This is a genomic window from Streptomyces sp. NPDC093018 (assembly GCF_040684035.1).
Taxonomy (GTDB): Bacteria; Actinomycetota; Actinomycetes; order Streptomycetales; family Streptomycetaceae; genus Streptomyces; species Streptomyces murinus.
The window spans coordinates 68,953-81,647 of sequence record NZ_JBFBFF010000006.1 but is presented as its reverse complement, the minus strand read 5'-3'; the positions used below and the strand labels follow the sequence as shown (position 1 = coordinate 81,647).

Genomic DNA, 12,695 nt, shown 5'->3' with positions numbered 1-12,695 from the left:
CGCGGCTCCGACCGGGTCAGCGCCGGGGACGGCCGTGGGGGACGCGCCGTGGGGGCCTACTCCCACACCTTCGTCCGACGCCGGGGCGGGCCGCCGCGCCCCGTCAGCCGGGCCACCTCGGGGGCCACCCGCAGCAGGGAGGCGAACGTGTCCGCCGGGAGGAGCAGGTCGATGTACGGGAGCGCGGCGGTCATCGTCGTCGTGCGGGGGCGGTAACCCGGGGCGCCCGCGCGGGGGTTGAGCCAGACGACCGTATGGGCGCGGCGGCGCAGCCGGGCCATGGCCGCGGCGAGGCGTTCGGGCGGGTCGCCGTCCCAGCCGTCGGAGGCGATCAGGACGACGGCGCCGCGCAGCGCGCCCCCGTGGTGGGAGGCGAGCAGGGTTTCCAGGCAGTGCGCGATCCTGGTGCCGCCGAACCGGTCCTCGACCCGCCCCGACGCCTCCTCGAACGCCGTCTTGGCCGAGCGGTGCGCGAGCACGTTGGTGAGCCGGGTCAGCGAGGTGGCGAAGGCGAACACCTCGGCCCGCGTGGTCAGCGCGAGCGCCCGCATCAGATGCAGATAGGCCACCGCCTGCGCCTGCATCGACCGGCTCACATCGCACAGCACCACCACCCGCCGGGGCCGGTCCAGGGGCCCGGTGCGCACCAGCCGGACCGGTTCCCAGCCGGTGCGCCGGGAGCGGGCCACCGTCTCCCGGATCGCCACCCGGGGCCCGCCCGGACGCCGCGCGTACCGGCGGGAGCGGCGCGTCGGCCACTGCCGCAGCCCCGTCTCCAGCCACTGCCCGAGCAGCGCCGCCTCCCGGTCGCCCAGCCGCTCGAACGGCGTGTCCACGGCACCGGCCAGCTCGGTCGGCAGCCGCTGCGGCACGGTCAGTACGTGCTCCTCGCTCGGCTCGGCCGCCCCCACCACCGGCGGCAGCGTCACCCAGGGCAGCCCCGCGTCCTCCACCGGATCGCCGTCCGCACCGGCGGGCAGCGGGGCGCGGACGTCGTCCCTGGCGGGTGGCACGGCGCCCCGGCCGGTACGGCGGGCGTGCGGGTCAAGGGACAGCACCGCGTCCCCGAACACCGCGTCGAAGACCTCGTCGAAGCGGGTCAGATACGGCTGGTCGCGGACCAGGGTGACCCGGGCCGTCCAGTACAGGGCGGACCGTGTCGTGGGCCATGACGCGGCCAGCGCGCGCACGAAGTCCCGGGCCGAGGTCAGGCCCACCGGCACGCCCCGGCTCCGCAGCCGGTCGGCGAGCGCCACGGCGAACGCGGCCCGGTCGACGGCGGGCAGGAACGGCTCGGTCGGCGTCCTCACACGGGCTCCCGTGTCATCGCCGGGCTCAGTGCACCGCCCAGTAGATCACCACGCCGACGACGACCACGCCGACGGCCACCGGGACGAGCCGCTTGTACACCGACTTCCCGGCGTACTGCATCAGGTCCAGGGGTTCGTTCTCGCGCACGGTCGGCTGCGGGCGGGCGGCGGGCCGGGGCGCTGCGGCGGACTCGGGCCGAGGGGGCGGTGAGGGCCGTACGGCATGGGCGTCCGCAGGGGCATGGGTGTCGGCGGCGGTCGGCTCGGCGGGGCTCTGCTCCACGGCGCTCTGCTCGGCGGTGGTCGCGGGCGAGGGTGCGGGCGCGGCCGCCGGTGCCTCGGATGCCTCCGGCTCCGTCGGCTCCGTCGACTCCGTCGGTTCCGTCGGCTCCGCAGGTTCCGGCTTGTGCAGCAGCTGCTCCTCCACGTTCGCCACGAACTGCGCGAACAGCTTCTCGGAGATCTCCTTGATCATGCCGCTGCCGAACTGGGCCAGTTTTCCACTGATGTTGAGGTCGGTGCTGACGCTCACCGCGGTGCCCGTGCCGTCGGGCCGCAGCCGGGCGTGCACGGTCGCGGAGGCGTTGCCCTGGCCCCGGGTGTCCTTGCCGGAGGCGCTGATCACCGCGCTGTGGCTGGCCTCGTCCTGCTCGGTGAAGCGGGCGGTGCCCTGGAACTGGCTGATCACCGGCCCGACCTTGACCTTCACCTTGCCGCGGTAGACATCGCCGTCGACCCCGGTGAGCTGGGCACCGGGCATACAGGGGGCGAGGCCCTCCAGATCGGTGAGCGCCTGCCAGGCCCGCTCCAGGGGCGCGTCCACCCGGAACTCGTTGTCGATCTTCATGGCTTACGGTCTCCTCGCTTCTTCGGGGTAGCCGAGTTCGCCGAGGGCCCCGGTGATGGCGGTGCGGTCGTCGGGGCTCTTGGCGACCGCGCTGAGGGTGCTGATCACATCGCGGCGGGCCAGCCGGGACACGCGCAGCGCGGCGAGCGCGGACACCCAGTCGATCGCCTCCGCCAGGCCGGGCGCCTTGTCCAGGTCCATGGCGCGGACCTGTCCGATGAACGCGGTGGCGGACGCGATCAGCGGTTCGTTCGCGGCCGGCACCGAGCGGCGCAGGATCTCCGCCGCGCGCTCGGGGCCGGGGTAGTCGATCCAGTGGTAGAGACAGCGGCGGCGCAGCGCGTCATGGAGTTCGCGGCTGCGGTTGGAGGTGAGGACCACCACCGGGGGCCGGGCGGCGGCAAAGGTGCCCAGCTCCGGGACGGTGATGCTCCACTCCCCCAGGAACTCGAAGAGCAGCGCCTCGAATTCGTCGTCCGCGCGGTCGATCTCGTCGATCAGGAGCACCGGCGGCAACGGCCCCTGATGGCGTACGGCGCGCAGCAGCGGCCGGTCCAGCAGGAAGTCCTCGGTGAACAGGTCGGCGTCGGCCAGATGCTCGCCGCGCGCCTCGGTGAGCCGCACGGCGAGCAGCTGGCGCTGGTAGTTCCACTCGTACAGCGCCTCGCCGGCCGTCAGGCCCTCGTAGCACTGGAGCCGGATCAGCGGGGTGGCGAGGGCCTCGGCGAGCGACTTGGCCGCGCTGGTCTTGCCGACGCCCGGCTCGCCCTCCAGGAGCAGCGGCCGGTCGAGGACGGTGGCCAGGTAGAGGGCGGTGGCGGTGCCCTCGTCCACGAGGTGGCCGACCTCGGCGAGACGGCGCCGTACGTCCTCGGCGTCCAGGAAGAGTGCGCTCACCCGCCCACCAGTCCCGTCGCACAGCGGTCCCGGCAGCCGGTGCCGCAGAACCAGAACTCCTTGTCCCCGGCGGCGAGATGAGGGGTGTCGGCGGTCACGGTCACCGTCATCCCGCACACCGGGTCGACGACCTGGGCCGTCGGTTCGGGCAGGGCCGTCGGCGGTGGTGCGCTGCGCGCGCGTACGGCCTCCACCACCTCGGCGAGGATGGACAGGGCCACCTCCGGTGCCGTGCGGGCGCCGATGTCGAGGCCGGCCGGGGTGTGCACACGGGCCCGCTCCGCCTCGCCGAGGCCGAGTTCGTCCAGCAGGGCGGCGCCCCGGCGGCGGCTGGCGACCAGGGCGATGTGCGGGACGTCCGCGTCCAGGGCGGCGCGCAGCGCCTCGGCGTCGCCGCGGCCCTGCCCGGCCACGATCACCGCGCCGGTGTACTCGGCGGGCGGCCCGTCGGGCAGGGAGCGCGCGGTGGCGTACCCGAGGACGTCGGCGAGGGCGATGAACGCCTCCGCGATCGGGGTGGTGCCGACGACCTCGATCAGGGGCGGCGGCAGCACCGGCTCCAGGAAGATCTCCAGCGCCCCGCCGGACAGGCAGGGGTTGACCACCACTTTTGCGCCCGGGGTGTCCGGGAAGGCCACCTCGCCCGCCGGCAGCACCCGCAGCAGCAGCGGTCCGCCGCCGTTGAGAGCGCCGAGCGCCGCCGTGCGCACCGAGCCCTCGGCGCACATCCCGCCGACGAATCCGTCGATCGTGCCGTCGCCGTACACGATCGCCTCGTCGCCCGGGTGCGCGGACGCGGGCGGCTGGGCGCGCACCACGCGGGCGTGCACGAACGGCACGCGCCGCTGGGCCAGTTCGAGCGCACGCGCGCTCACCGTCTTGGGCACCCCGGTCACCTCCTCGACTCCGTCACCGTCTCCTGTTGTGTGCCGCCTGCGGTCAGATCGGCGGGAGGGGCCGGCCCTGCATCGCCTCCCAGACCCGGGAGGGGGTCAGCGGCATGTCCGCGTGCCGGATCCCGAACGGGGAGAGCGCGTCGACCACCGCGTTGACGATCGCCGGCGGGGAGCCGACGGTCGCGGACTCGCCCACACCCTTGGCGCCGATCGGGTGGTGCGGGGAGGGGGTGACCGTGAATCCCGTCTCCCAGTCGGGCACTTCGAGGGCGGTCGGGATGAGGTAGTCCATCAGGGAACCGCTGAGGCAGTTGCCGTCCTCGTCGAAGGCGATCATCTCCATCAGCGCCATGCCGACGCCGTCGGTGAGCCCGCCGTGCACCTGACCCTCGATGATCATCGGGTTGATGCGGGTGCCGCAGTCGTCCACCGCCACGAACCGCCGTACCGTCACCTTCGCGGTGCCCGGGTCGATGTCGACCACGCAGATATAGGCGCCGTGCGGATAGGTGAGGTTCTCCGGGTTGTAGCAGATCTGCGCCTCCAGGCCGCCCTCGACGCCCTCGGGCAGATCGCCCGCGCCGTGTGCCCGCATCGCGATGTCCTGGATGGTCACGGAGGCGTTCGGGTCGCCGGCCACCTTGAAGGAGCCCTTCTCCCACTCCAGGTCGGCGACCGAGACCTCCAGCATCCCGGAGGCGATCAGCCGCGCCTTGTCGCGGACCTTGCGGGCGACCAGGGCGGCGGCCGCGCCGGAGACCGGGGTGGAGCGGCTGCCGTAGGTGCCGAGGCCGAACGGGGTCTGGTCGGTGTCGCCGTGCACGACCTCGATGTCCTGGGGCGGGATGCCGAGCTCCTCGGCGACGATCTGCGCGAACGTCGTCTCATGGCCCTGCCCCTGGGTCTGCACCGACAGCCGTACGACGGCCTTTCCGGTGGGGTGGACCCGCAGTTCGCAGCCGTCGGCCATGCCGAGGCCGAGGATGTCCATGTCCTTGCGAGGTCCGGCGCCGACCGCCTCGGTGAAGAAGGACACGCCGATGCCCATGATCTCGCCGCGGGCCCGCTTCTCGGCCTGCTCGGCGCGCAACTCGTCGTATCCGGCGAGCTGTTTGGCCAGTTCCATGGTCGGGGCGTAGTTCCCGGAGTCGTAGACCCAGCCGGTCTTGGTGCGGTACGGGAACTGCTCGGGCCGGATGAAGTTCTTCATCCGCAGCTCGATCGGGTCCATCCGCAGTTCGTCGGCGAGGCAGTTGACGATCCGCTCGACCAGGTAGACCGCCTCGGTGATGCGGAAGGAGCAGGCGTACGCCACCCCGCCCGGCGCCTTGTTGGTGTAGACGGCGGTCATCTTGCAGTAGGCCGCCTCCAGGTCGTAGCTGCCGGTGAAGACGCCGAAGAAGCCGGCCGGATACTTCACGGGCGCGGCGACGCCGTTGAACGCGCCGTGGTCGGCGAGGACGTTGGTGCGGATGGCGAGGATCCTGCCCTCGCGGGTGGCCGCGATCTCGCCGCGCATGATGTAGTCGCGGGCGAAGCCGGTGCTGATCAGGTTCTCGGCGCGGTCCTCCATCCACTTCACCGGTTTGCCGGTGAGCAGGGAGCCGACGATCGCGCACACATAACCCGGGTAGATCGGCACCTTGTTGCCGAAGCCGCCGCCGATGTCCGGGGAGACCACGCGGATCTTGTGCTCGGGCAGTCCGGCGACGATCGCGTACAGGGTGCGGTGGGCGTGCGGGGCCTGGGTGGTGGACCACAGGGTGAGCTTGCCGTCGACCGCGTCGTAGTCGGCGACCGCGCCGCAGGTCTCCATGGGCGCCGGGTGCACCCTCGGGTAGACGATGTCCTGCGAGACGACCACGTCCGCGCGCCGGAACACCTCGTCGGTGGCGGCCGCGTCACCGGTCTCCCAGTCGAAGACGTGGTTGTCGGCCTTGCCCTCCAGATCGTCGCGGATGACCGGCGCCTCGGGCGCGAGGGCGGTGCGTACGTCGATCACCGCGTCCAGCGGTTCGTACTCGACGTCGATCAGTTCGAGGGCGTCGCGCGCCGCGTACCGGTCCTCGGCGACGACGAAGGCGACCTCCTGGCCCTGGAAGCGGACCTTGTCGGTGGCGAGGACGGCCTGCACGTCGTTCGACAGGGTCGGCATCCAGGCCAGGCCCTTCTCGGCGAGCATCGCGCCGGTGACCACCAGGCGGACCTTGGGGTGGGCCTCGGCGAGGGTGGTGTCGACGGACAGGATGCGGGCGTGGGCGAGCGGGGAGCGCAGGATCGCCAGGTGGAGCATGCCGGGCAGCTGGAGGTCGTCCACGTAGCGGCCCCGGCCGCGGACGAAGCGGGGGTCCTCCTTGCGCAGCATCCGGCCGTGGCCGTTGGGCTTCTGGTCGTTGTCGACGAAGGCGGTGCGGTGGCCGTTGGCGGCGACGGTGGTCATGAGGCGCTCCCCGAGGTCGACGCGACGGACGGTCCGGGCGCGTCGGCCGGTGCGACGGTCCGCTCGGGCTCCTCGGCGGTGGTGCGGGTGCCGGCCTGTTCGGCGGCGGCCCAGCGGATCGAGCGGACGATGGTGGCGTAGCCGGTGCAGCGGCAGATCTGGCCCGAGATGGCCTCGCGGATCTCCTCGTCGGAGGGGTCCGGTTCCCGGTCGAGGAGGGCGCGGGCGGTCATCATCATGCCGGGGGTGCAGAAGCCGCACTGCAGTCCGTGGCATTCCATGAACCCGCGCTGGATCGGGTCGAGTTCGCCGTTCTGCTCCAGGCCCTCGACGGTGCGTACCTCGTGGCCGCCCGCCATCGCGGCCAGTACCGTACAGGATTTGACGGGTTCGCCGTCCAGCCAGACCACGCAGGTGCCGCAGTTGCTGGTGTCGCAGCCCCAGTGGGTGCCGGTCAGCTGGAGGTGGTCGCGCAGGAAGTGCACCAGCAGCAGCCGGCCCTCGATCTCCCGGGTGACCTCTTCGCCGTTGACGGTCATGGTGACCTGCACGATCACACCTCCTGTCCGTTGATCCGGGCCGCGGCCCTGCGCAGTACGCGCATCGTCAGCTCGCGGGCCAGATGCCGCTTGTACTCGGCGCTGCCGCGCCGGTCGGTGGCCGGGGAGCAGGACTCGGCCGCGATGTCGCCGGCCCGCGCCCACAGCTCCTCGGCGGGCGGCTGTCCGCGCAGGGCATCGGCGATCCCGGGGATGCCGGCGGTGTTCGGGCCGACGGCGGCGAGGCCGACCCGGGCGTCCGCGATCCGCCCGGACTCGTCCAGCCAGAGCGCCGCGCCCGCCGAGACGACCGCCCAGTCCCCGGCGCGCCGCTCGACCTTCTCGTAGGCGCTGGATCCGCGCGGGCGGACCGGGAAGCGGACCTCGGTGAGGATCTCGGCGTCGCCTACGGCGGTCTCGTACGGCCCCTGGTGGAAGTCCTCCATGGAGACCACGCGCTCGCCGTCCATGCCGCGGATGACGCAGGAGGCGTCCAGCGTGGTGCACACCGCCGAGAGGTCCTCGGAGGGGTCCGCCTGGCACAGGGAGCCGCCCAGGGTGCCGCGGTTGCGCACCACCGGGTCGGCGATCACCCGTTCGGCGTCGCGGAAGATCGGGAAGGCGGCGGCGAGTTCGTCGGACTCCAGCAGCTCGCGGTGCCGGGTCATCGCGCCGATGCGGATCAGGCCGGGCTCGACACGGATATGGCCCAGCTCGTCGTGCAGCTCATTGATATCGATCAGATATTCGAAATTGGCCAGCCTGAGTTTCATCATCGGGATGAGGCTGTGCCCGCCGGCCACCAAGCGGGCGGTGTCGCCGAGCCGGTCCAGGAGCGTGACCGCCTCGTCCACCGTGCCCACCCGCTGGTACTCGAACGGAGCGGGAACCTGCATGCCGCACTCCCCTGTCTCGCCCGGCGGGCAGCCGGGCGCGTCGGGCGCCGTTGTCCAAAGATCATTGCGCCTCCGTCCGGGGCGGGGTGTCAATCGCGGCTTAAGCCTTTGCTTAACTCGCTCACCGCGGCGGGCACGGTCACTTAAGCGAAGACTTAAGCTGCCGTTGACATGCGACGGACGGCATTCGCATGATCCGGACGCCGGGCGGGTGAAAACGGCTGCCACGGCGTTCGGGCCGGGGTCGGACGCCAAGACGCGGACCGCCGTACGGCCTGCACAGAGGACCGAACGGGTATTCGGTGGGTGTGGCGGTGGTGGCCGCCGCCGAAGGAGGCACACGGATGCGGGACATCGCGCAGGGCCTCTCCTCCTGGAGTGCGTCGGGCAAGCGATTCGCGGTGGCGACGGTCGTACGGACCTGGAAGTCGGCGCCGCGCCAGGCGGGCTCGTCGCTGGCGGTCGCCGAGGACGGCGAGGTGATCGGCAGCGTCTCCGGCGGCTGCGTGGAGGGCGCCGTGTACGAGCTGGCGAGCGAGGTCCGGGAGAGCGGCGAGCCCGCCCTCGTGACCTACGGCGTCAGCGACGACGACGCGCTTGCGGTCGGCCTGACCTGCGGCGGGATCATCGAGATCCTGGTACGCCCGGCGGGCGCGGGCCGCTTCCCGGGGCTGCCGGGGGTGCTGGCGGCGATGGACACCGGGCGGCCGGTGGCGGTGGTGTCGCCGCTGCCGGACGAGGGCGGCGGCGCGGAGCCGGATCCCACGGCCGCGCCCGCCAGTCAGATGATCGTCACGCCGTCCGGTGCGCAGGGCTCGTTCGGCGACCCCCGTCTCGACGCGGCCGTGGTCGAGCGGGCGCAGGGGCTGCTGGCGCAGGGCAGTACCGGTGTGGTGCGGGTCGGGCGCGCGGGCGAGGAGCGGCGCGACGATGTCGCCGTGTTCGTGGAGTCCTTCGCGCCACCGCCGCGGATGCTGGTGTTCGGCGCCATCGACTTCGCGTCCGCGGTGGCCCGGATCGGAAAGTTCCTCGGCTATCACGTCACGGTGTGCGACGCCCGCCCGGTGTTCGCCACCCGCCGCCGCTTCCCGGACGCGGACGAGCTGGTGGTGGACTGGCCGCACCGCTATCTGGAGTCGACCGAGGTGGACGAGAACACGGTGATCTGCGTCCTCACCCACGACCCGAAGTTCGATGTGCCGCTGCTCCGGCGGGCGCTGCGCACCCCCGCCCGCTACATCGGCGCGATGGGCAGCCGCCGCACCCATGAGGACCGGCTGCGGCGACTTCGCGAGGAGGGCATGACCGAGGCGGAACTCTCCAGACTCTCCGCCCCGATCGGCCTCGACCTGGGCGCTCGCACCCCGGAGGAGACGGCGGTGGCCATCATGGCCGAAGTCATCGCCCTGCGCTGGGGCGGCACGGGCCGCCGACTGGTGGAGATGACTCCGCTGCCGATCCATCGCTGACACCGGCAGTCGTCGACGCGGTCCGGGATCCGCGCGAGCGCCCGGCGCGGAGCTGACACGCCATCAATCCCCCTTCTCCGCATTCGGGAGGTCGGCCGGACGCAGGCCGGACCCACGGAAGCCAGTAGTGGAATATTGAACTACCTGGTGCCGTTGTGTCCGGCGAAGGAGGTCACAAGTGGAGACCACGTACTACGACCATGGCACCCCGGCCGAGCGCTGGGAGCGTGCCCAGGCGTTCTTCGCGGCCAAGGACTACGCGGGGGCGGCACGCGTGCTGGCCGCCCTGGTGGAGGAGGTGCCGGAGCAGACCGGGCCCCGGCTGCTGCTGGCCCGTGCGTACTACCACTCGGCGCAGTTGCGGCGGGCCGAGGGCCAGTTGCGGACGATCGTGCAGCGCGACCCGGTGGAGCACTACGCCCGGCTGATGCTGGGCCGCACGCTCGAACGGCAGTCGCGGCACGAGGAGGCGGAGCGGCATCTGCGGATCGCCGCCGCGCTCACGGGCGACCTCCCGCAAGGCCGGAGCGACCTCCCTCAGGACCGGAGCGACCCTCCGCAGGGCCGGGGCGACATGCGGCGGCACTGACGCGGATTGCGGCGGATTCCCGCGGGCACCGGGGCGACGGCCGCCGCGGCACCGGGCCGCGCGCCTCGTGCCCGGGTGGCCCACCGTGGCATCCTGGCGCGATGGCACCCGACCGTGATCACGCGCCGCTCGCCGAACGGGTCGAGGAACTCCTCGCCGCCGGCGGCCCCCTGCCCATCGTCGCCGCCGGGCGGCCGGTGCTGCGCCGCCCCACCGAGCCGTACGACGGCCAGCTCGGCCCCGCCCTGCTGGCCCGCTTCGTCGAGGCGCTGCGCCTGACCATGCACGCGGCGCCCGGCGTGGGCCTCGCCGCGCCCCAGGTCGGCGTGGAGCTGCGGATCGCGGTCCTGGAGGACCCGGCGCCGGTGCCGGAGGAGATCGCCGCGATCAGGGGCCGGCGGCCCCAGCCCTTCCGGGTGCTGGTCAACCCCGGGTACGAGCCCGTCGGTACGGCGCGTGCCGCGTTCTTCGAGGGCTGCCTCAGCGTGCCCGGCTGGCAGGCGGTGGTGGCCCGGCACGCCGAGGTGCGGCTGCGCGCCGAGGACGAACAGGGGCGCCCGGTGGACGAGGTGTTCACCGGCTGGCCCGCCCGCATCGTGCAGCACGAGACGGACCACCTCGACGGCATGCTCTACCTCGACCGCGCCGAGCTGCGCTCCCTGTCCACCAACGAGGCCGTCGCCGCCCTGTGGGCCCAGCCGACCCCGGCCACGGCCGCGACCGCCCTCGGCTTCGAACTGCCGTAATCCTTCCGCGCGTCGGAGTCCCGGCAATTCCCCCGAGGGCGCCCTCAGTTGTCCCGGTACGCCTCCAGCAGGCGCAGCCAGACCTCGCTCAGGGTCGGGTAGGAGGGGACGACGTGCCACAGGCGGCTGATCGGGACATGGCCCGCGACGGCGATCGTGGCCGAGTGGATGAGTTCGCCGACGCCGGGGCCGACGAAGGTGACGCCCCGCAGGATCTCGTCCTCCAGGTCCACGACCATGCGGGCGCGGCCCTTGTAGCCGTCGCCGTACAGCGCCGCCCCGGCGACGGAGGAGAACTCGACGTCGACCGCGCGGACCCGGTGTCCGGCCTCCTCCGCCTCGGCGAGGGAGAGCCCGACCGCGGCGGCCTCGGGATCGGTGAACACGACCTGCGGTACGGCCTCGTGGTCGGCGGTGGCCGCGTGCGGGCCCCAGGGGCCGTCCAGCAGCGGGGTGCCGGCCGCGCGGGCACCGATGGCCGCACCGGCGATACGGGCCTGGTACTTGCCCTGATGGGTGAGGAGCGCGCGGTGGTTGACGTCGCCGGCGGCGTACAGCCAGTCGGTCCCGGTGACCCGCAGGGTGTCGTCGACCTCCAGCCAGGAGCCGGGTTCCAGACCGACCGTGTCGAGGCCGATGTCATCGGTTCCCGGGATGCGGCCGGTGGCGAAGAGGATCTCGTCGGCCTCGAACCTCTCACCCGTACGGGTGAGGGCCACGACGGTGCCGTCCTCCCGGGTGACGGACGCGACGGACACCCCCGTGCGCACGTCCACCCCGGCCTCGGTGAGCGCCTCTGCGACCAGTTCCCCGGCAAACGGCTCCATCCGGCTGAGCAGTCCCTTGCCGCGCACCAGCAGGGTCACCCGGGAGCCGAGCGCCGCCCAGGCGTCGGCCATCTCGGTGGCCACGACACCGCCGCCGACGACGAGCAGCCGCCCGGGGGCCGAGTCGGCGCTGGTGGCCTCCCGGCTGGTCCACGGCCGCACCTCGGCGAGTCCGGGCAGGTCGGGCAGCTGGGCGCGGGTGCCGGTGCAGACCACGACGGCGTGCCGGGCCGTGAGGGTGGTGACGCCCCCGTCGGACACGGTGACGGTGACCGTGCGCGGTCCCGCGAGGCGGCCGTGGCCCCGGTAGAGGTCGGCGCCGATGCCCTCCACCCAGTCGACCTGCCCGTCGTCCTGCCAGTGGGAGGTGAAGTTGTCGCGGCGCTCCAGCACGGCCGGGGTGTCCAGGGGCCCCCGGGCCGCCGCGGCGAGGCCGGGCAGCCGGCGGGCGTCGGCCTGGGCGATGACCGGCCTGAGCAGCGCCTTGCTGGGCATGCACGCCCAGTAGGAGCACTCGCCGCCGACCAGTTCGCTCTCCACGATCGCGGTGGTGAGGCCGGCCGCGCGGGTGCGGTCGGCGACGTTCTCCCCCACGGGCCCGGCCCCGAGCACCACGACGTCGTACGCGATGGTTTCCGATTCCGTCGATTCCGTCATGGGGTCAGTCTGGTGGGTGGTGTGCGTGGCGGCCACATGGGTACGAGCGCGCACACGGGCGCCCGGTGCGCGAGAGGCAGCCGGGTGCGCGTGAGCGATGCCCGCACCAGCGCGGACACCGCCCGGAATAGGCGGCCCAGCGGCCGTGTTTCCGCCGTCGGCACACCCCGGACCAGGAAGAGGGAACCAGGCCATGAGCAGCACCGTGGAACTGACCAAGGACAACTTCGACCAGACGGTCACGGACAACGACTTCGTGCTCATCGATTTCTGGGCGTCCTGGTGCGGTCCGTGCCGGCAGTTCGCGCCGGTGTACGAGAAGGCCGCCGAGGACAACCCGGACCTGGTGTTCGGCAAGGTGGACACCGAGGCGCAGCCGGAACTGGCACAGGCCTTCGGCATCCAGTCGATCCCGACGCTGATGATCGTGCGGGACCGGGTGGCCGTGTTCGCCCAGCCGGGCGCGCTGCCCGAGGCGGCCCTCACGGACGTCATCGGGCAGGCACGCGAGCTGGACATGGACGAGGTCCGCAAGGGCATCGCCGCCCAGGAGGGCCAGGCGCAGTAGCCGCCTGGACGGGG

Annotated in this window: 12 protein-coding genes; 4 read left to right on the top strand and 8 right to left on the bottom strand. The window is 73.0% G+C overall.

Going from position 1 to position 12,695, the window contains the following annotated elements; all coding sequences use genetic code 11:
• Positions 1-56 precede the first annotated feature (56 nt).
• The 7 genes from AB0N90_RS16305 to AB0N90_RS16275 are packed head-to-tail and all read right to left on the bottom strand — an operon-like array spanning position 57 to position 7,825.
• Positions 57-1,310 (bottom strand): VWA domain-containing protein, encoded by a 1,254-nt coding sequence (locus AB0N90_RS16305; RefSeq protein ID WP_365196904.1) that lies wholly within the window; start codon positions 1,308-1,310, stop codon positions 57-59.
• Between the two features lie 25 nt (positions 1,311-1,335).
• Positions 1,336-2,157 carry an SRPBCC family protein gene (locus tag AB0N90_RS16300; protein WP_365196901.1) on the bottom strand — a complete coding sequence of 274 codons (822 nt, stop codon included), beginning with the start codon at positions 2,155-2,157 and terminating at the stop codon, positions 1,336-1,338.
• Positions 2,158-2,160: 3 nt separating this feature from the next.
• A complete protein-coding gene (locus tag AB0N90_RS16295) occupies positions 2,161-3,054 on the bottom strand; it encodes a MoxR family ATPase (protein WP_365196898.1) in 894 nt (297 codons plus the stop codon).
• Complete coding sequence (locus AB0N90_RS16290) at positions 3,051-3,941, bottom strand: XdhC family protein (RefSeq protein WP_365196897.1); 891 nt, start codon at positions 3,939-3,941, stop codon at positions 3,051-3,053. The genes AB0N90_RS16295 and AB0N90_RS16290 overlap by 4 nt, the downstream gene beginning before the upstream one ends.
• 52 nt (positions 3,942-3,993) lie before the next feature.
• Entirely contained in the window at positions 3,994-6,390 is a 2,397-nt protein-coding gene (locus tag AB0N90_RS16285; RefSeq protein ID WP_365196895.1) for an aerobic carbon-monoxide dehydrogenase large subunit, read from the bottom strand.
• Positions 6,387-6,941, bottom strand: coding sequence for a (2Fe-2S)-binding protein (locus tag AB0N90_RS16280; protein WP_136103427.1), 555 nt, complete (start codon positions 6,939-6,941; stop codon positions 6,387-6,389). Before AB0N90_RS16280 ends, AB0N90_RS16285 begins: the two co-directional genes overlap by 4 nt.
• A 2-nt stretch (positions 6,942-6,943) precedes the next feature.
• Positions 6,944-7,825 carry a xanthine dehydrogenase family protein subunit M gene (locus AB0N90_RS16275; protein ID WP_365196893.1) on the bottom strand — a complete coding sequence of 294 codons (882 nt, stop codon included), beginning with the start codon at positions 7,823-7,825 and terminating at the stop codon, positions 6,944-6,946.
• 344 nt (positions 7,826-8,169) lie between these two features.
• Between AB0N90_RS16275 and AB0N90_RS16270 the strand changes: the two genes are divergently transcribed.
• The 3 genes from AB0N90_RS16270 (at position 8,170) to AB0N90_RS16260 (ending at position 10,629) form a co-directional block, all read left to right on the top strand.
• The gene (locus tag AB0N90_RS16270) at positions 8,170-9,294 is read left to right on the top strand and encodes an XdhC/CoxI family protein (protein ID WP_365196890.1); all 1,125 of its coding nucleotides are present in this window, start codon (positions 8,170-8,172) and stop codon (positions 9,292-9,294) included.
• 178 nt (positions 9,295-9,472) lie between these two features.
• Positions 9,473-9,883, top strand: a complete 411-nt coding sequence (locus AB0N90_RS16265; protein ID WP_365196888.1) for a tetratricopeptide repeat protein — start codon at positions 9,473-9,475, stop codon at positions 9,881-9,883.
• Positions 9,884-9,984: 101 nt separating this feature from the next.
• Positions 9,985-10,629: a peptide deformylase gene (locus tag AB0N90_RS16260; protein WP_365196885.1), complete on the top strand. Its 645-nt coding sequence runs from the start codon at positions 9,985-9,987 to the stop codon at positions 10,627-10,629.
• Positions 10,630-10,673: 44 nt separating this feature from the next.
• Here AB0N90_RS16260 and AB0N90_RS16255 read toward each other — a convergent pair whose 3' ends face one another.
• Entirely contained in the window at positions 10,674-12,113 is a 1,440-nt protein-coding gene (locus tag AB0N90_RS16255; protein ID WP_365196883.1) for an NAD(P)/FAD-dependent oxidoreductase, read from the bottom strand.
• A gap of 193 nt (positions 12,114-12,306) precedes the next feature.
• On the opposite strand from AB0N90_RS16255, the gene trxA reads away from it, so the two are divergent.
• On the top strand, positions 12,307-12,681 hold the full coding sequence (trxA, locus tag AB0N90_RS16250; RefSeq protein WP_365196880.1) for a thioredoxin: 375 nt from the start codon (positions 12,307-12,309) through the stop codon (positions 12,679-12,681).
• Positions 12,682-12,695: the final 14 nt, after the last annotated feature.